The sequence below is a fragment of the Gemmobacter sp. 24YEA27 genome (assembly GCF_030052995.1).
Lineage (GTDB): Bacteria > Pseudomonadota > Alphaproteobacteria > Rhodobacterales > Rhodobacteraceae > Pseudogemmobacter.
In genome coordinates, this window is the sequence record NZ_JASJPW010000005.1 from 140,001 (window position 1) to 157,587 (window position 17,587).

At 62.8% G+C, this 17,587-nt stretch carries 18 protein-coding genes and 2 pseudogenes (1 of these 20 running past the window's edge); 2 read left to right on the top strand and 18 right to left on the bottom strand.

The features are described from left to right. Both QNO18_RS22945 and QNO18_RS22950 read right to left on the bottom strand, forming a co-directional pair. On the bottom strand, window positions 1–358 hold the beginning of the coding sequence (locus tag QNO18_RS22945) for a glutathionylspermidine synthase family protein (RefSeq protein WP_283179786.1). Its footprint begins 887 nt before the window's first position; only the first 358 of its 1,245 coding nucleotides appear in the window; it begins with the start codon at window positions 356–358; its stop codon lies beyond the left edge, outside the window. Window positions 359–475: 117 nt separating this feature from the next. Beyond that, on the bottom strand, window positions 476–829 hold the full coding sequence (locus QNO18_RS22950) for a cupin domain-containing protein (protein WP_283179787.1): 354 nt from the start codon (window positions 827–829) through the stop codon (window positions 476–478). 183 nt (window positions 830–1,012) lie between these two features. Here QNO18_RS22950 and QNO18_RS22955 point away from each other — a divergent pair, with 183 nt between their 5' ends. Further along, a complete protein-coding gene (locus tag QNO18_RS22955) occupies window positions 1,013–1,594 on the top strand; it encodes a GNAT family N-acetyltransferase (protein ID WP_283179788.1) in 582 nt (193 codons plus the stop codon). 10 nt (window positions 1,595–1,604) lie between these two features. On the opposite strand, the gene QNO18_RS22960 is transcribed toward QNO18_RS22955, so the two are convergent. The 9 genes and pseudogenes from QNO18_RS22960 to glpD all read right to left on the bottom strand — a co-directional run bounded on the left by QNO18_RS22960 (window position 1,605) and on the right by glpD (window position 12,006). Continuing rightward, window positions 1,605–2,741 (bottom strand): iron-containing alcohol dehydrogenase, encoded by a 1,137-nt coding sequence (locus tag QNO18_RS22960; RefSeq protein ID WP_283179789.1) that lies wholly within the window; start codon window positions 2,739–2,741, stop codon window positions 1,605–1,607. Then, window positions 2,738–4,224 (bottom strand): annotated as a pseudogene (glpK, locus tag QNO18_RS22965) (glycerol kinase GlpK). The gene QNO18_RS22960 and the pseudogene glpK overlap by 4 nt, the downstream one beginning before the upstream one ends. Before the next feature lie 66 nt (window positions 4,225–4,290). Beyond that, entirely contained in the window at window positions 4,291–6,012 is a 1,722-nt protein-coding gene (locus tag QNO18_RS22970) for an ABC transporter substrate-binding protein (RefSeq protein ID WP_283179790.1), read from the bottom strand. Window positions 6,013–6,074: 62 nt separating this feature from the next. Continuing rightward, window positions 6,075–6,355, bottom strand: a pseudogene (locus tag QNO18_RS22975) (DUF2160 domain-containing protein). A gap of 143 nt (window positions 6,356–6,498) precedes the next feature. Beyond that, window positions 6,499–7,302, bottom strand: coding sequence for a carbohydrate ABC transporter permease (locus QNO18_RS22980; RefSeq protein WP_198839168.1), 804 nt, complete (start codon window positions 7,300–7,302; stop codon window positions 6,499–6,501). Further along, on the bottom strand, window positions 7,302–8,171 hold the full coding sequence (locus QNO18_RS22985) for a sugar ABC transporter permease (protein ID WP_283179791.1): 870 nt from the start codon (window positions 8,169–8,171) through the stop codon (window positions 7,302–7,304). The genes QNO18_RS22980 and QNO18_RS22985 overlap by 1 nt, the downstream gene beginning before the upstream one ends. Next, window positions 8,171–9,253, bottom strand: a complete 1,083-nt coding sequence (locus QNO18_RS22990) for an ABC transporter ATP-binding protein (RefSeq protein ID WP_283179792.1) — start codon at window positions 9,251–9,253, stop codon at window positions 8,171–8,173. The genes QNO18_RS22985 and QNO18_RS22990 overlap by 1 nt, the downstream gene beginning before the upstream one ends. A 2-nt stretch (window positions 9,254–9,255) precedes the next feature. Further along, window positions 9,256–10,344, bottom strand: a complete 1,089-nt coding sequence (locus QNO18_RS22995) for an ABC transporter ATP-binding protein (protein ID WP_283179793.1) — start codon at window positions 10,342–10,344, stop codon at window positions 9,256–9,258. Between the two features lie 63 nt (window positions 10,345–10,407). Continuing rightward, a complete protein-coding gene (gene glpD, locus QNO18_RS23000) occupies window positions 10,408–12,006 on the bottom strand; it encodes a glycerol-3-phosphate dehydrogenase (RefSeq protein WP_283179794.1) in 1,599 nt (532 codons plus the stop codon). 267 nt (window positions 12,007–12,273) lie between these two features. On the opposite strand from glpD, the gene QNO18_RS23005 reads away from it, so the two are divergent. Beyond that, window positions 12,274–13,059 (top strand): DeoR/GlpR family DNA-binding transcription regulator, encoded by a 786-nt coding sequence (locus QNO18_RS23005; protein WP_283179795.1) that lies wholly within the window; start codon window positions 12,274–12,276, stop codon window positions 13,057–13,059. A 607-nt stretch (window positions 13,060–13,666) separates the two neighbouring features. Here the strand turns inward: QNO18_RS23005 and QNO18_RS23010 are convergent. From QNO18_RS23010 to QNO18_RS23040, 7 genes are all read right to left on the bottom strand, one after another. Beyond that, window positions 13,667–14,041 (bottom strand): hypothetical protein, encoded by a 375-nt coding sequence (locus QNO18_RS23010; RefSeq protein ID WP_283179796.1) that lies wholly within the window; start codon window positions 14,039–14,041, stop codon window positions 13,667–13,669. A 98-nt stretch (window positions 14,042–14,139) separates the two neighbouring features. Beyond that, window positions 14,140–15,072: an ornithine cyclodeaminase gene (locus tag QNO18_RS23015; protein WP_283179797.1), complete on the bottom strand. Its 933-nt coding sequence runs from the start codon at window positions 15,070–15,072 to the stop codon at window positions 14,140–14,142. Window positions 15,073–15,154: 82 nt separating this feature from the next. After that, on the bottom strand, window positions 15,155–15,871 hold the full coding sequence (locus QNO18_RS23020) for a LysR substrate-binding domain-containing protein (RefSeq protein WP_283179798.1): 717 nt from the start codon (window positions 15,869–15,871) through the stop codon (window positions 15,155–15,157). 235 nt (window positions 15,872–16,106) lie between these two features. Next, a complete protein-coding gene (locus tag QNO18_RS23025; RefSeq protein WP_283179799.1) occupies window positions 16,107–16,313 on the bottom strand; it encodes an FAD-dependent oxidoreductase in 207 nt (68 codons plus the stop codon). Continuing rightward, window positions 16,298–16,993, bottom strand: a complete 696-nt coding sequence (locus QNO18_RS23030; RefSeq protein ID WP_283179800.1) for an FAD-dependent oxidoreductase — start codon at window positions 16,991–16,993, stop codon at window positions 16,298–16,300. The genes QNO18_RS23025 and QNO18_RS23030 overlap by 16 nt, the downstream gene beginning before the upstream one ends. A gap of 113 nt (window positions 16,994–17,106) precedes the next feature. Next, complete coding sequence (locus tag QNO18_RS23035; RefSeq protein WP_283179801.1) at window positions 17,107–17,229, bottom strand: hypothetical protein; 123 nt, start codon at window positions 17,227–17,229, stop codon at window positions 17,107–17,109. Then, the coding region (locus QNO18_RS23040) for a hypothetical protein (protein ID WP_283179802.1) at window positions 17,217–17,587 on the bottom strand (371 nt) is incomplete at its 5' end. The genes QNO18_RS23035 and QNO18_RS23040, both read right to left, overlap by 13 nt.

The window sequence follows — 17,587 nt, forward strand, 5'->3', positions numbered from 1 at the left end:
CCGCGTTATATTCCAGCAGTTTCGCCGGACCGGTGCCATCATAGACCAGATCGAACCGGCCATAGATTTCGGGCTCATTTCGGCGCCAGCTGTCAGCGACCAGATCCCAATGCGCGCGCGGGATCGCCAGGCGCTCCATCAGCTCTTCGCTGGCGATGATCTGGCCTGCGGCCTCGCGGCACATGGCATGAAGTGCGGTCGCAGGGTCTTCCAGATCCTCTTCGATCTGGCCCAACGTGAAAGCATAGGCCGAGGTTTCATCCCAATAGGGCTCGCCATGCATATCGGCAAAGGTAAAGCCGAGCTCTGCGGCTTTGGCGCGCCAGTCTGGCCGCTCTGGCAGGGTGATCTTCTGCATTATGTCCCCGTCCCGGAAAAAGGCAGGGGCAGAGATAGAGCAATCACCCGCGAAGTCCAGTCGCCGGGTCGTATTTTGCCGGAGAGGCGCGACTGCCCGCTCCGGCAAAGACGGATCTTACTTCAGGCGGATGGCGAAATGTTTGCGGACCGGCTCTTCAATGGTCCAGGTGCCTTTGAACGTCGCCTCCACCGCGAAAGCATCGCCCGGGCCCACGGTGACGGGGGTGCCGCCGTCGGGGGTGATGGTGATACGACCCTCGATCAGGTGCACGAATTCATAGAACTGGTAGCTTGCATGCCAGGTTCCGGTCGTCGCCTCCCAGGTGCCCGAGATCACATTGCCGTCCAGCGATGTATGCTGGATCCAGTAGCGCATGGTCGGATTGCCTTCGACTTTGACCCAGCCCTCCAGATCGGTGGTGATGGGCTCGGGGCCGGGCGCGGGAAAACGGTATACCGTGATGCTCATGTCTGTCCTCGGAGTGATGTTGCAGATCTCAGCAATCTTGGTAAGCCGCCGCCGCCCGTCGCGCAAGCCGCGAGGCCGGGCCGGCGGATCCGGCGCGAAACGCCCGATGGGGCTGGTAAGCGCGCGTCAGATCGTCAAAGACTGCAAATCAGAGCCGCGCAAAGGCAGGAACGGAACAGAGCCATGGAAATCCGCAAAGCAAGGGCAGATGACGCCGCGCATCTGGTGCGTTTCATCAATATGGCAGCCGATGATCTGCCATTGCATTTCTGGCGCAAATCCGTGGGCCCGGAAGGCGACCCCTGGGCGTTCGGGCGAGAACGTGCCGCGCGTGCGACCGGGAATTTCTCTTACTCCAACGCCTGGCTGGCCGAGGCTGACGGTGCGGTCGCGGCCTGCCTGCTGGGCTATGCGGCCGAGACCGACCCCGGCCCGATTGCGCCCGACATGCCGCCGATCTTTGTGCCGCTGCTGGAACTTGAGGCACTGGCCCCCGGTTCCTGGTATCTGAATGTGCTCGCCTCCTATCCCGAATTTCGCGGCAAAGGTCTTGGCAGCGCTTTGCTGGCACAGGCCGAGATCATTGCGGCGGCGGCCGGTCATGACAGCATCAGCCTGATCGCCGCCGACACGCATCTGGACGCGCTGCGCCTCTATACGGCCAGAGGTTACCGCCAGATCGCCAGCCGCCCGGTTGTCCGGGATGACTGGGATGTCGCGGCGGGCGAATGGCGTCTTTTCACGAAACCGGTCGGTAAGGGCTGATCCCGGGCCCTCACCCGGCCTCTGCCAGGACCCCTTCAAGATCAGCGGCGGTCAGTGCGACCGGATTTCCCCTGAAGGACGAGCTTTGCATCGACGCTTTGGCCACATCGGCAAAACGCGCCGGCGCGAGACCCTGGTCCCGCAGGCCGGCAAGCCCGGCCTCACGCGCCCAGGCGGACAGCGCGCGCGGCGCCTCGTCGCCGGAAACCCCCAGCCCCTTGCCAAGGATATCGCAGACGGTGGCAAGTCGCGCGGCGGTCTCACCGCTCGCGTGCGCCCGGTTTGCCGCAAGCACCGGGCCAAGCAAGACGCCACAAATCGCGCCATGTGCCGCCGGTGTCACTCCGCCAATCACGCCTGCCAGGCCATGCACTGCGCCAAGCCCGCCATTGGCCAGCGCGATGCCGCCGGTCAGGCTGACCCAGGCCATTTCATCGCGCGCATTGGTGCTTTCCCCGCGCATCAGGCTTTGCAAAGCAGCAAGCCCCCTTGGGATCGCGGGCAGGGTCAGCGCATCGGTGAAGGGCGTGGCCCGGTTCGAGACATAGGGCTCGATCACCTGGGCCAGCGCATCAAGGCCCGAGGCCAGAGTCACATTGCGCGGGCACTGATCGGTCAGCGCAGGATCGACCAGCGCAAGGCGCGGCAGCATCCGGTCATCGCGCAGCGAAACCTTGCGGCCATGTTCGGGCAGGCCGATCACCGCGTTTTTCGTAGCCTCGGCCCCGGTGCCTGACGTAGACGGCAGCGCGACACAGGGCAGCGGGGACACGCTGAGCGGCAAGGCGCGGCCCACGACCTCAAGATGGTCCATCGCGCCGCCGGGCGCCGGGATCAGGGCCGCCAGCGCCTTGGCCATGTCGATCACCGCACCGCCCCCGAGACCCACCACCACATCGGGGGCAAATCCCGCAACATCGCGCAGCGCCGCTTCGAGCATCGGCAGCGTCGGCTCGCTGCCGCAAGAGATGCTGTGCAAGGCGCAATCCTGCAATGCCGACCTCAGCCAGGCGGCACGTCCTGGATCCCGGCCATGAACCAGCAGCACGCGGCGGCCAAAGGCACGGATCAGCGCAGGTGCCTGTGCCGCCTCGCCGCGGCCAAACAGGATCCGGCCAGGCAAAGCGACTTTGAAGCTTCCAGTCATGCTGCGGCCATTGTGGCAGCCACGGCTTTTTTCCAGGCGGCATATTTCTGATCGCGCAAGCCGGGCTCCATTCGGGGGTAAACCGCTTTTCCAGCGCCCAGCTTTTCGCGAAATCTTCCGGCCCAGGCAATAGCCCGGCCTGGAAACCGGCAAGATAGGCCGCGCCGAGCGCCGTGGTCTCTGTCACTTCGGGGCGGTCGACTGGGGCGCCGAGGATATCCGACAGAAACTGCATCGCGCCCTCGCTTGCCGACATGCCGCCATCAACGCGCAACACGCCCTCCGCATCGGTTCCCCAGTCGGCACGCATCGCCTCCAGGAGGTCGCGCGTCTGATAGCCGACGCTTTGAAGTGCCGCGCGGGCGAATTCGGCAGGGCCGGAATTGCGGGTCAGCCCGTAAATCGCGCCCCGGCAATCGGGCCGCCAGTAGGGCGCGCCAAGCCCGGTGAAAGCGGGTACCAGGATGACCTCCTGTGCCGGATCAGCCGCCTCAGAAAGGGCCTGCGTCTCAGAAGCCGAGCGGATGATCTGCAACCCATCTCGCAGCCATTGCACCACTGCCCCCGCGATGAAAATCGAGCCTTCCAGCGCATAGGTGGTCTCGCCCTTCAGCCTATAGGCGATGGTTGTCAGGAGCCGGTTCTTTGACGGGACCATCTGCGCCCCGGTGTTGAGAAGCGCGAAACAGCCGGTGCCATAGGTCGATTTCATCATGCCGGGCTGGAAACAGGCCTGACCGACAGTGGCGGCCTGCTGATCCCCTGCCACACCAAGGATGGGGATCTCGCGACCCAGGAGATCTGAGCGGGTCATACCAAAATCAGCGGCGCAATCCTTTACCTCGGGCAGAAGCGCGGCCGGAATATCAAGCAGCGCGAGAATCTCGGAATCCCAGCGGTTTTCCACGATATTGAACAACATGGTGCGGGCGGCATTGGTCGCATCGGTCGCATGGACGCGCCCGCCCGTGAGGTTCCAGATCAGCCAGCTGTCGACGGTGCCAAAGGCCAGGTCGCCCTTTTCCGCCCGCGCCCGCGCGCCCGGCATCGTATCGAGCAGATATTTCAGCTTGGTTCCCGAGAAATAGGGATCCAGCAGCAGGCCGGTTTTCGCGGTGATCATCGCCTCGTGCCCTGCCTCGCGCAGCGCGTCACAGATCGGCGCCGTGCGGCGGTCCTGCCAGACAATGGCATTATGCAGCGGCTGGCCGGTGGCACGGTCCCATAAAAGGGTGGTCTCGCGCTGATTGGTGATGCCGATGGCGGCGATGTCGCTGGCCTGAATGCCAGCGCGCTCGACCACCGCGCGCATCGCGGCGGCGATGGTTGCCCAGAGATCGGCCGGATCATGTTCCACCCAGCCAGGCTGCGGATAATGCTGAGGAAATTCTTCCTGCGCCTGGGCAATGGGCTTCAGGTTCTGGTCGAAAAGGATCGCTCTCGATGAGGTCGTGCCCTGATCAATGGCAAGAATATGGGTCATCGCGCAGGCCTCTTCATTGCTCAGTCAAATCGGGCGAGCCCTTTGGCCCGCCCGATCCCGGTCAGCTTACTGCCAGGACTTGATCAGCTCGTCATAGCTGATGGTTTCCGGCGTCGGATCTTCATTGTCGAGTTTTGCCACCGGCGAGCCTTCTTTCGCAAGCCATTCCGCCGGATCGGATTCCTCGTTCAGTTTCGGACCGATATCGCCCTGGACCCCCGAACGTTCGAGACGCGCCATCACGCTTTCCTGCTCGGCGCAAAGCGCGTCGAGGGCCTCTTGCGGGGTTTTAGCCCCCGACATGGCATCGCCGATATGCTGCCACCAGAGCTGTGCCAGACGCGGATAGTCCGGCACGTTGGTGCCCGTGGGCGTCCATTGCACGCGGGCGGGCGAGCGGTAGAACTCGACCAGACCACCAAGCGCCGGAGAACGCTCGGTGAAGCTCTTATCCTGAATGGTGCTTTCGCGGATGAAGGTCAGGCCGACATGGCTTTTCTTCACATCGACGGTCTTCGAGGTGACGAACTGCGCGTACAGCCAGGCGGCCTGGGCGCGGTCGACCGGGGTCGATTTCATCAGGGTCCAGGAGCCCACATCCTGATAGCCAAGCTTGGTGCCCTCGGTCCAGTAGGCCCCGCGCGGGCTGGGTGCCATGCGCCATTTCGGCGTGCCATCGTCGTTCATCACGGCGGTGCCGGGCTTCAGCATATCGGCGGTAAAGGTGGTGTACCAGAACATCTGCTGGGCAATATTGCCCTGCGCGGGAACCGGGCCTGCCTCGCCGAAGGTCATGCCCTGGGCTTCGGGTGGCGTGAATTTGTTCAGCCATTCGATCGCCTTGGTGACAGCATAGACCGCGGCCGCGTCATTGGTCGCACCACCGCGCGCCACGCAGGATCCGACAGGGCGCGAGTTTTCGTCGACCCGGATGCCCCATTCATCGACCGGCAGACCGTTCGGATCGCCTTTATCGCCGCCCCCCGCCATCGAGAACCAGGCGTCGGTGTAACGCCAGCCAAGGCTCGGGTCTTTCTTGCCGTAATCCATATTGCCGAACACGCCCGAAGCCGGCCCGCCCATATAGGACATGTCGCGCCCGGTGAAGAATTCCGCGATATCCTCATAGGCCGACCAGTTCAGCGGCACACCCAGATCATAGCCATATTTCTCTTTGAAATCGGCTTTGGTTTTCTCGTCATTGAACCAGTCATAGCGGAACCAGTAGAGGTTCGCGAATTGCTGATCAGGCAGCTGGTAAAGCTCTCCGTCCGGCGCGGTGGTGAATTTCAGCCCGATGAAGTCATTCAGATCAAGGCCCGGATTGGTGTAATCCTTGCCCTCATTCGCCATCCATTCGGTCAGGCTGCGCGCCTGCTGATAGCGCCAATGGGTGCCGATCAGGTCGGAATCGTTGACATAGCCGTCATAGATATTCTCGCCGGTCTGCATCTGGGTCTGCAGTTTTTCAACCACATCTCCCTCACCGATCAGGTCATGCGTGACCTTGATCCCGGTGATCGCGGTAAAGGCCGGCGCCAGCACTTTGCTCTCGTATTCATGGGTGGTGATGGTTTCCGAGACGACCTTGATCTCCATCCCGGCATGGGGTTTTGCGGCGTCGATGAACCATTGCATCTCGGCCTCCTGGTCGGCGCGGGTCAGCGAGGAGAGATCGCCGATTTCCGCGTCGAGGAACTTTTTCGCCGCCTCCATATCAGCCCAGGCGGGCGCGCCAAAGACCATCAGCGCAAGCGCCATGGCGGTGGTGGTATGCTTCAACCTCATGTTCTCCTCCCTGAGAAACTTTGTTGAAAGAGCCCGCCCGGGTGATCCCGGTGCGGGAATGGTCAGACCCAGCGAAAGACCGCTGCGCCGTAAAAAAGACAGATGATGAGCGCCCCCCAGACCGGGGCCCTGCGAAAAACAGCCAGCCGAGGCAGATGAAAGCCGAGCCGAGCAAGGTAATGAAAAGACGGTCGCCGCGCGTGGTCTCGATGCGCAAAATGCCCTTGCGCGGCGTTTCGGGAAACCGGATGGCAAGAATGGTAAAGGTGACCAGCACCGTCGCGATGCACCAGAAGAAGAAGGCGACAGGAAAGCTCCAGGCCATCCAGCCGCGCGGGATCATCGGGTCGGTCCAGGCCTTGCCGTCACTTCCCGACGGCGTGGCCCAGATTAGGAAGGCCAATGCGCAACCAAGGATCACGGCGGCGGTCAGGGTGATCAGGGTCCAGTTGGGGCGGGCCGCGGTGCCCGTTTCGGCAGTGCTCATCACACCCTCCCCAGGGCGAAGCCCTTGGCGATATAATTGCGGACGAAATAAATCACCAGGGCGCCCGGCACGATGGTCAGCACGCCCGCCGCCGCCAGCACGCCCCAGTCCATTCCCGAGGCCGAGACGGTCCGCGTCATGATCGCGGCGATGGGCTTTGCGTTAACGGCGGTCAGGGTGCGCGAGAGCAAAAGCTCGACCCAGGAGAACATGAAGCAGAAAAACGCGGCGACCCCGATGCCGGAGGCTATCAGCGGCATGAAGATCTTCACGAAGAAGCGCGGGAAGGAATAGCCGTCAATATAGGCGGTCTCGTCGATCTCTTTCGGGACGCCGCGCATGAAGCCCTCAAGGATCCAGACCGCCAGCGGCACGTTGAACAGGCAATGCGCCAGCGCGACCGCGATATGGGTGTCGAAAAGCCCCACGCTTGAATAAAGCTGGAAGAAGGGCAGCGCGAAAACGGCGGGCGGCGCCATGCGGTTGGTCAGCAGCCAGAAAAACAGATGCTTGTCGCCCATGAAATTATAGCGCGAGAAAGCATAGGCCGCCGGCAACGCCACCGTGATCGAAATCACCGTATTCATCACCACATAGATGATCGAATTGACGTAGCCCATATACCAGGAGGGGTCGGTCAGGATCACCGTGTAGTTCCGCAGCGTGAATTCATGCGGGAACAGGGTAAAAGCGCCGGTGATCTCGGTATTGGTCTTAAAGCTCATATTCACGAGCCAGTAGATCGGCACCAGCAGGAACAGGAGGTAAAGCGTCATCACGATGGCGGAAGATCTCACACGCATCACTTCGCCTCCTTATCCATATTGGTCATCACGGTGTAGAACACCCATGAAACCAGCAGGATCACGAGGAAATACATCAGGCTGAAGGCCGCAGCCGGGCCAAGATCGAACTGCCCCACCGCCATTTTCACCAGATCAATCGACAGGAAGGTGGTTGAATTGCCCGGGCCGCCGCCGGTCACGACGAAAGGCTCGGTATAGATCATGAAACTGTCCATGAAGCGAAGCAGCACCGCGATCAGCAACACGCCCTGCATCTTCGGCAATTCGATATAGCGAAAGACCGACCAGCGGCTGGCCTGGTCAATGCGGGCGGCCTGGTAATAGGCTTCGGGGATGGATTGCAGGCCCGCATAGCACAAAAGGGCGACCAGCGAGGTCCAGTGCCAGACATCCATCACGATCACGGTGGCCCAGGCGTCGAACGGGTTGTTGGTGTAATTGTAATTGATGCCCAGGGCCGCCAGCCCGCGCCCCAGCAGGCCGATGTCAACGCGGCCAAAGATCTGCCAGATGGTGCCGACCACATTGAACGGGATCAGCAAGGGCAACGCCATCAGGACAAGACAGAAAGACGCCCAGAAGCCCTTCTTCGGCATGTTCAGCGCGACGAAAATTCCCAGCGGCACCTCGATCGCGAGGATGATCGCCGAGAACATCACCTGGCGGCCAAGCGCACCATGCAGGCGCTCGGAATGGATCATCTCATCGAACCATTCGAGGCCCGCCCAGAAGAAATCATTGCTGCCGAAGGTGTCGTTGAAAGCGTAGTTCACCACCGTCATCAGCGGGATCACCGCCGAAAAGGCGACGAGGATCAGAACCGGGATCACCAGAAACCAGGCGCGGTTGTTTTGCGTCTTTTCCATCACGCGGCCCTCTCTGCAGGCGAGCGCGGCGCAACCCGCCAGTCATTCACGTAGACGTTGATCCTTTGCGCAGCAAAGCTGACGCGGGGGCTTGCGGGAACCCCGACACCTTCGGGCAGCACCATGTTCAGCGGCCTGCCCAGCACCTCGCCCCGGACCAGCCGGTGCCGGCCGACATCCTCGATCCGGTGGATGGTCAGGGCGAGGCCCTCAGCGCTGAGGCTGACATATTCCGGCCGGATGCCGATCTGGCCTGTGACCGGCGCATAATCAGCGCCAAGCGCGATCACCGTACCATCGCTGAGCGTGGCGCGATCGCCTTCGACCTGAGCCTCGAGGAAGTTCATCCCAGGCGAGCCGATGAAATAGCCGACAAAGCTATGGGCCGGGGTCTCGAACAGCTCTTCCGGCGTGCCCATCTGCACCACGCGCCCGTCATACATGATCACCACCTTATCGGCGAAGGTCAGCGCCTCGGTCTGGTCATGGGTGACATAGATCATCGTATGGCCAAATTCGCGATGCAGCTGTTTCAGCTGGGTGCGCAGCTCCCATTTCATATGCGGGTCAATGACGGTCAGCGGCTCGTCAAACAGGATCGCGTTGACGTCTTCGCGCACCATGCCGCGGCCAAGGCTGATCTTCTGTTTCGCATCTGCCGTCAGGCCCCGGGCCTTTCTGGACAGCATTGCCTCCATCCCGATCATCTGCGCGATATGGTCGACGCGGGCCTTGATATAGGCCGGATCCATTCCGCGATTGCGCAGGGGGAACGCAAGGTTGTCGCGCACCGACATCGTGTCATAGACAACCGGGAACTGGAATACCTGGGCGATATTGCGCTCCGCCGTGGCGGCGTCGGTCACATCGAGGTCTCCAAACAGCACCCGGCCATGACTGGGGCGCAGAAGGCCCGAAATGATGTTCAGAAGTGTGGTCTTGCCGCAGCCCGAGGACCCGAGCAGCGCATAGGCGCCCCCGTCCTGCCAGACATGATCCATCTCCTTCAGCGCGTAATCTTTCTCGCTGCTGGGATTGGGCAGGTAGCTGTGGGCGAGGTTTTTCAGCGTGATCTGTGCCATGGTCAGGCGGCCCTCGCATAGGGCGCAGGCGCTGCCAGCCGCCCTTCCGCATCAAAGAGATAGACATGCGCCGGGTCGAGCCAGACCTCGACCTCGGCGCCCGGTGTCAGGGCATGTACCCCCTCGACCAGACCGACCCAGCGTTCGCCTTCATGGCCGAGATGGAGGAAGGTTTCCGAGCCGGTGATCTCAGTGACCGAGAGCTTTGCCCGAAAGGGCATGGCGCTTGCGGAAGGCCGGTTCAGGAACAGGTGATTGGCCCGGAACCCTGCCCTGTAGCGCCCGTCAGGCAGCGCGGCGAAAGCGCCATCTGCGGGGCCGCTGGCGGTGCTGCCGAATTTCAGCTGCTGGCCTTCCTTCACCACGGCCAGGAAATTCATCGGCGGATCGCTGAAGACGCGGGCGGTGGTGGCATCGACCGGCTGGCGATAGACCTCGGGCGTCGGGCCAAACTGCGTCACGCGGCCCTCCCAGAGCGTGGCGGTATTGCCGCCCAGCAAAAGCGCCTCTTCGGGTTCGGTGGTCGCATAGACGAAGATCGCGCCCGAAGCCTCGAAGATACGCGGGATCTCGACGCGCAATTCCTCGCGCAGCTTGTAGTCAAGATTGGCCAGCGGTTCATCGAGCAACACGAGCCCCGCATCCTTGACCAGAGCCCGCGCCAGCGCGCAGCGCTGCTGCTGGCCGCCCGACAGCTCCAGCGGTTTGCGCGTGAGCATCGGCGTCAGCCGCAGCATGGCGGCGGTTTCCTGCACCCGTGCGTCGATCTCGGCCTTTGGGCGGCCAAGGATACGCAAAGGTGAGGCGATATTCTCGTAAACCGTCAGACCGGGATAATTGATGAATTGCTGATAGACCATCGCGACGCCGCGATCCTGGACACGCTGACCTGTCACATCCTGGCCCTGCCAGAGGATCGCCCCGCCATCGGGCCGGTCCAGCCCGGCCATCAGCCGCATCAGGCTGGTCTTGCCCGAGAGCGTCGGCCCGAGAAGCACATTCATCGTGCCCTTCTGCAATGTCAGGCTGGTGGGGTGGATATGCACCCGCCCGTCCACCTGCCGCGACACGTTTTGCAGTTCCAGCGTCATCCATCCTCCCCTCAGGCGCAGCCTTCGCATCCTCCAATGCCCGGGCACGCCGATTTCTCGCTCTCAGGCCGCCGGTGTCTCCCGGTTCTGTGCCGCTTTGGCCATAAAGGCCTCCAGCGCCATGATCTGGTCTTTGGTCATATGCAGCCCAAGCCGCGTGCGCCGCCAAAGGATGTCCGCCGCCTCGCGGGCATATTCGCGCGTGATCAGCCAGTTGACCTCGGCCCCGCTCAGCGTCGCGCCAAAATCCGGGCCCAGATCCTCGGGCCGGGTCGCGCCCGCCAGCATCTCAGACGCCTCGGTGCCATAAGTGCGGATCAGGCGGGCGGCATGGGCGTGGGTCAGGAACGGAAAGCCCGCTTTCAGCCGCGCCACCTGATCTGCCACCCCGTCATGCGGGAAATTGCCGCCAGGGAGCGCAACCCGCGCCGTCCAGGCCGCCCCGGCCTGCGGGAAAAACGGCGCGAGCTTTGCCAGCGCATTTTCCGCCAGGCGGCGATAGGTGGTGATCTTGCCGCCGAACACATTCAGAAGCGGCGGCGCCCTGTGATCCGCCCCCGTATCCAGGCTCAGCACATATTCCCTTGTCGCCGCCGTCGCCGATTTCGCGCCGTCATTGTAAAGCGGGCGCACCCCGGAATAGCTCCAGACCACATCATCCGGCGTGACCGGCTTTGCGAAATAGCGGCTGGCAAAGGCGCAAAGATAATCGCGTTCCTCATCGGTGCAGCGCACATCTGCAGGACTGCCCTGATGATCCTTGTCGGTGGTGCCGATCAGGGTGAAGTCATCCTCATAGGGAATGGCGAAGATGATCCGCCCGTCTGTGCCCTGGAAGAAATAGGCGCGGTCATGGTCATAAAGCCTGCGCGTCACGATATGGCTGCCGCGCACCAGCCGCACGCCCTCGGTCGAAGTGATATGGGCCACGTCGCGGATCACCTCGCCCACCCAGGGGCCACCGGCATTGACCAGAGCCCGCGCCAGATGGGTTTCACGCCCGCGCGGGCCTTCGGTGGTGATCTCCCAATGGGCGGCTGCCCGGCGCGCCGATATGACTTTCGTGCGCGTCAGGATGCGCGCCCCCCGCGCCCCGGCATCGCGGGCATTCAACACCACAAGACGCGAATCCTGCACCCAGCAATCGGAATATTCCCAGGCGCGGCCAAAGCCCGGCTGCAGCCAGCGCCCCGCCGGATCCGTCTTCAGATCCAGCCGTCGCGTGCCCGGCAGGATCTTTCGCCCGCCCAGCGTGTCGTAAAGAAACAGCCCCAGCCGGATCAGCCATGCGGGGCGACGACCCTTCATCCAGGGCATCACGAACCCCAAAAGCCGCGAGGTCGGCGTGTCACTTTCGAACCGCATCCCGGGGCTGTAGGGCAACACGAACCGCATCGGCCAGCTGATATGAGGCATGGCGACCAGCAGGGTTTCACGCTCCTGCAAGGCTTCGCGCACCAGATGGAATTCGAAATACTCCAGGTAACGCAGCCCGCCATGGAACATCTTGGTCGAGGCCGATGAGGTGCCCTGCGCCAGGTCGCCCTGTTCGGCCAGCGTGACCGTCAGCCCACGCCCCGCCGCATCGCGGGCAATGCCGCAGCCATTCACGCCGCCACCGATGACGAAGAGGTCGGTCATCTCTGCGGTCGGTGTCGACATGTTCCCTCCCTCAGCTCGCATTGCGGACCCATCAACGAGTAGCAGCCAGATCTCATCGGTCAAGCCTGCATTTTCGTTTTTGCGCGATTTGATCATTAAGGAACATTAATTGCCGCATTGCAGCGCAAATATTCCTTCTAAATTTTCGGTTTTTCACCGCCTCGCAGACTTGCGCGCGGGCTTGCCTTCCGTATTCTTCCGCATCACAACGGCAAAACGGCGGGCAAAACCGCGCATGAAACGAACCCCTGCAGAAGGCGCGACTCCTTGGTGCTGAGCATCCGGCAAAATCAGATCGTAGAACTTGCCCGGACCGAGGGCCGGGTCGTGGTTGAGGATCTTGCGCATCGTTTCGACGTGACCCTGCAGACCATCCGCCGCGATCTGACGGAACTGGCCGAGGCGGGGCTGCTTGACCGTGTCCATGGCGGGGCGGTGCCCCGTATGGGCATGGTCAATCTGGGCTATGAGGCGCGCCGCCGTCTGCATTCCGAGGCCAAGGCCGCGATCGCCACCGCCTGCGCCGCCGCGATCCCCGACAATTCCAGCCTGATCCTCAACCTTGGCACGACAACCGAAGCCGTGGCGCGCGCGCTGATCCACCATTCGAATATCACGGTCATCACCAACAATATGAATGTTGCCAATATTCTCGCGGAGAATCCGGGCTGCGAGATCATGGTGGCGGGGGGCGCACTTCGCCGTTCGGATGGCGGCCTGGTGGGCGAACTTGCCACCCAGTTCATCGAACAGTTCAAGGTGGATTACGCGGTTATCGGTACATCGGCGCTGGATCTGGACGGCGACCTGCTGGATTATGACCTGGCCGAGGTGCGGGTCAGCCGGGCAATCCTGCGCCAGGCCCGACAGGCGTTTCTGGTCACAGATCACAGCAAACTGGGCCGATCCGCGCCAGCGCGGATTGCCTGTCTGGCGGAAATCGACACGCTGTTCACCGACCGGGCCCTGCCTGACGCGCTGTATGAAAAATGCGCCGGATGGCGGACACATCTTCATATCTGTGATTCGGCCCCCGTCCCTGCCAGCGCCTGACCGAAGCGGCGGCATGACCTTTGAGACCGTGCCCCGGTTTCTGGCCAGCGGCATGGAAGAACTAACCGAACCACACTGCGCCGGCAGCGGCAGGTCCGGCTGAGACCGCGCGGACAGGGGCAAGGGTGCCAGGCGATTCCCCCTCCTTTCCCTGAAAACGTGATGACGCCAGATCTTTGGCCACAAAGCCGAGGAAACTGCGGCACGGACCTCAAATGATCTCGCGCCGCGAGATCCGCACATCCGGCAGGTTGCAAAGCAGCGGGGCACGCCGTGAAATCATCGGGCGCGCTTTGCCTGCAATGGTCAGAAACCTGATTCAGATCGCGCCGCCTCGAACGGCACCGGCCGCGCCCACATTAATTCCGGCGCCGTGACGCCCCGCTCGCATGAGAGGGTCGCGATCCGGCCTGTTGTCACGCTGCTGCTGATGCTGACACCGGGCGGATGCCAGGCGTATTGCGGCGGGCAGCCGACGAAAGGGCAGCGCATAGATCTGACCCGCATTCTGCCGTCCAGTCCGACACAGAGCATATGGCAGGCGCGCGCAGCCCCGGGCGGTGATCTCACTGAAGGTCGGGGAAACCGCAAATCTGCTGCCCGGGGCTTACCGGTCTTGATGGACAAGGGGGGCGATCCGCGCCCGACAGATCGCCCTCAGCGCCTCCATCGCCTCGGCTGGCAGGGCAGGCAAATCACTGGCGGCACTGTTCAAGAGCACCTGATGCGTGTTTTCGCCCCCGGGATTACTGCGCGGACGACCTGTTCGGTCAGGATCCGGCACAGATCGTTTTGTGCCATCGACACGTGATCCGGCACCAGACGGCGGATCCTCAAGCGCAAGGTCATAGGCCACACCGGCAAAGATCGCGCCCTTGTTGAAAACCTCGCCATTGCGGTTAAAGGCGCAGTGATCATCGGCGCGGAATGCCCTGTCACCCGCCATCTTGCCGGTGAGAAACACCGAGGCCAGCTCCAGCAACACAATCACCGTGCAAGACAGAGTTTATCAAAGAGACAATCTGTGCTCGCCGTGACCCCTGAGGTTTGCCCTCCGGGCGGGTTGCGCAGGATGCTGCCTTACCCCGTGATCCGGGCGATGTAATCCGCGACCATCAGGTCAAGATGCGCGCCGCCGCCATTTTTGAACAGCGTGATTTCGGTGTCTGAGCCGCGATGGCGTGGTCCGGCGGGCACCATGGAATACAGGTCTCCAAGCACATCCGCACGCGCGATCACGCCATTGCGGATCGGGTCTGTCAGCTCGCCGATCCGTTCAATGGTGGTGGTGAAATTATCGACATAAATGCGGGATTTCGCGATCAGCGCATCATCGGCCTCGCGCATTTCCGGGGTGAAAGCGCCGATCAGGTCGATATGGGTTCCGGGCCGGACCAGGTGACCCGGCAGGATGGGCGCGCGGGCCAGGGTGGCGCTGGCGACGATGTCGGCCTCGCTCAGGGCCGCGGCCAGGTCGCTGACCGCGCGCGGGGGCACAGGGCTGTCGCGCAACCGCGCTGCCAGGGCCTGTGCCTGATCATGCCGCCGTGCCCAGATCGAGATCCGCGTCAGCCCGGGAAAAGTCGCGGCATAGCCCTGCGCGAGGCTTTCCGCAACCTCACCCGCGCCGAGGATCACCAGATGCCGACTGTCCTCCCGCGCCAGCATCTGCGCCCCCAGAAGTGAATCCGCGACCGTCTTGAAGCGGGTGACCAACCGGCTTTCGATGACCGCGCGAATGCCGCCAGTGCTGTCATCATAGAGTAAAACCATGCCCTGGACCGTCGGCAGACCAGCGGCAGCGTTTGCCTCGAAAACCGTCTCGGCCTTGACCGCAGAGCCCAGACCCCGGATCCGCGCGGCGCGGTTCAAAAGCGCTTTGCCATCGCCCCCAAGCATCAGATCCTGCACATCCGCGGGGGCGCGCAGATGCCCCTGGCGGAGCGCCTCGACCACCCCATCCCAGGCCACCAGGTGCCGGGTTGCATCATAGGTTATGATCCTGATCGACATGGAAATCTCTCCGGAACTTGTCCGGCCCCCTGTTCCACCACGCGATCATATTGCAGCACGAGCGTCTGAGCGGCAATTGCGCTCAGGCTGTTTCGTCGAGACGCAGCCCCTGCCCCCGCGCCGCATCAGCGATCAGGCCGCCAAGCGAATTCATCACCTCGATGCGGCTGTTGCTTTTGCGCCAGAACAATCCGATCCGCCGTACAAATCCGGGATCGGCAATGGCGATACAGCTGAGCCCATCGGTGCTGGTGCAGGCAAGCCTGGGCAAAAGGGTCATCCCCATACCGGCGATCACCATCTGGCGCAGTGTCTCGAGGCTGGTGCCGCGAAAATCGTCGACCTCTTCCGCGCCCGAGATGCGGCACAGATCAAGCGCCTGATCGCGCAGACAATGGCCACTTTCAAGCAGCATGAGCCGCTGCCCCGACATCTCCGCTGCCGAGATCCGTCTGCGCCCGGCCAAAGGATGCGCCGCCGGCACTGCAAGGCGGAAGGGTTCTGAAAACAGGGACAGGCCGGTGAGGCCGGGCTCGGTCACCGGCAGCGCCAGCAAAGCGGCGTCAAGCTGGCCGTCCACCAGCTGCCGGATCAGCTGGCTGCTTTTGGCTTCCTGCAAGATCAGCTCTGTCCTGGGAAAACGGGCGACGAAAGCCGGAACCAGACAGGGCAGAAAATAGGGGCCAAGCGTCGGAAAGACGCCAAGCCGCAGCCGCTGTGCCCCGCCTTTGGCGCGGCTGGCCGAAATATCCCGGATATGGCCGATTTCTGCCAGGGCGCGGCGGGCATGGGCAAGCACTTCTCGCCCGCATCGGTGATCAGCAGATTGCGCGGAGCGCGTTCAAAAAGATCAAATCCCAGCATTTCCTCGAGCTTGCGGATCTGGCCCGAAAGGGTCGGCTGGCTGACATGGCAGATCTCGGCCGGCGCGATGGAAATTGCGGTGATCCGCAAGGGCCACCAGGTATTCCAGATCGCGCAGCTTCATCCCATTCGCTCCGTTCAGGCCGCCTTTTCGTCAACCGGCAGACGGATCAGGTGGTCAAAGGCGCGAGCCCTGCCCTTGCGCCTTCGCCCATGGCGATAACGATCTGCTTATAGGGCGCGGTGGTGCAGTCGCCGGCGGCAAAGACCCCGGGCAGCGAGGTCGCGCCATGGGCATCGACCACAATCTCGCCGCGTGGGCTGAGCGTGAGCGTGGATTTCAGCCAGTCGGTGTTCGGCATCAGGCCGATCTGCACAAAGATCCCTCCAGCGCGATCTCACGGATCTCGCCGCTGCGGCGGTCTTCACAGGTAAGACCCGTGACCCTGCCGCCATCGCCTTTGACCTCGGTGGTGCGGGTCTCGGTCAGGATGGTGACGTTTTTCAGGCTGCGCAGCTTGCGCTGCAAGACGTCGTCGGCGCGCAGGGCTTTGTCGAATTCGATCAGCGTCACATGGGTCACGAGACCCGCGAGATCAATCGCCGCCTCGGCGCCGGAATTGCCGCCACCAATCACCGCGACCCGCTTGCCTTTAAACAAAGGCCCATCACAATGCGGGCAGAAGGTGACGCCCCGGGCCAGGTATTGCTCTTCGCCCGGCACGCCCATTTTGCGCCAGCGCGCCCCGTCGACAGGATCACCGAAGTCGCGCTCAGCGCAGCGCCCCGAGGCCAGCGTGACACGGAAGCCCGCGACCTCTTCCAGTCTGGTGGCAACCTGGGTGTTGAAAATGTCGACCTCATATTCGCGGACATGGGTTTCCAGGGCACGCGCCAGCTGCGGTCTTCGGTATGAGGGACCGAAATCAGGTTCTCGATCGACATCGTGTCGAGCACCTGGCGCCAAAGCGTTCTGCCACAACCCGGTGCGGATCCCCTTGCGCGCGGCATAGATCGCCGCCGCCGCACCTGCCGGGCCGCCGCCGACCACCAGCACCTCATAAGGCGCCTGGGCCGAGATGCTCTCTGCCGCGCGGCTCGCAGCACCGTATCAATCTTTGCCAGGATCTGTTCGGCATCCATCCGGCCCGCCGCCCGAACAATTCGCCATTAAGAAAGATCGTGGGCACCGACATTCCTGCCGTGCATCACCTCGCCCTGGAAGAGCGCGCCGTCGATGGCGACATGCTCGATCCCGGGGTTCAGCACCGCCATCAGGTTCAGCGCCTGCACCACATCGGGGCAGTTCTGAACACGAAAGCGAGAATAGGTTCAAACCGGAACCGGCCTTCAGCGCCCGGATCTGATCCTGGATCGCCTGTTCGACTTTGCCGGATAACCGCGGTCTGCAAAAGCCCAGCACAGCGAGGTGAACTCATGCCCCATCGGCAGGCCCGCAAGGTCAGGCTGATATCCTGGCCGGGCGACGACAATGCGAAAAGACGGCACCCGCGCCGCATCTTTGCTTCGGTAACAGTGATCTTTTCTGACAGGCCGCGAATATCGGCGATCAGCGCCAGCATATCCCTCGATTTTGCGTCATCGCCCGCGAAAGTGGTGATCTCGACCGGGCGCACAAGGCGCTCCAGAT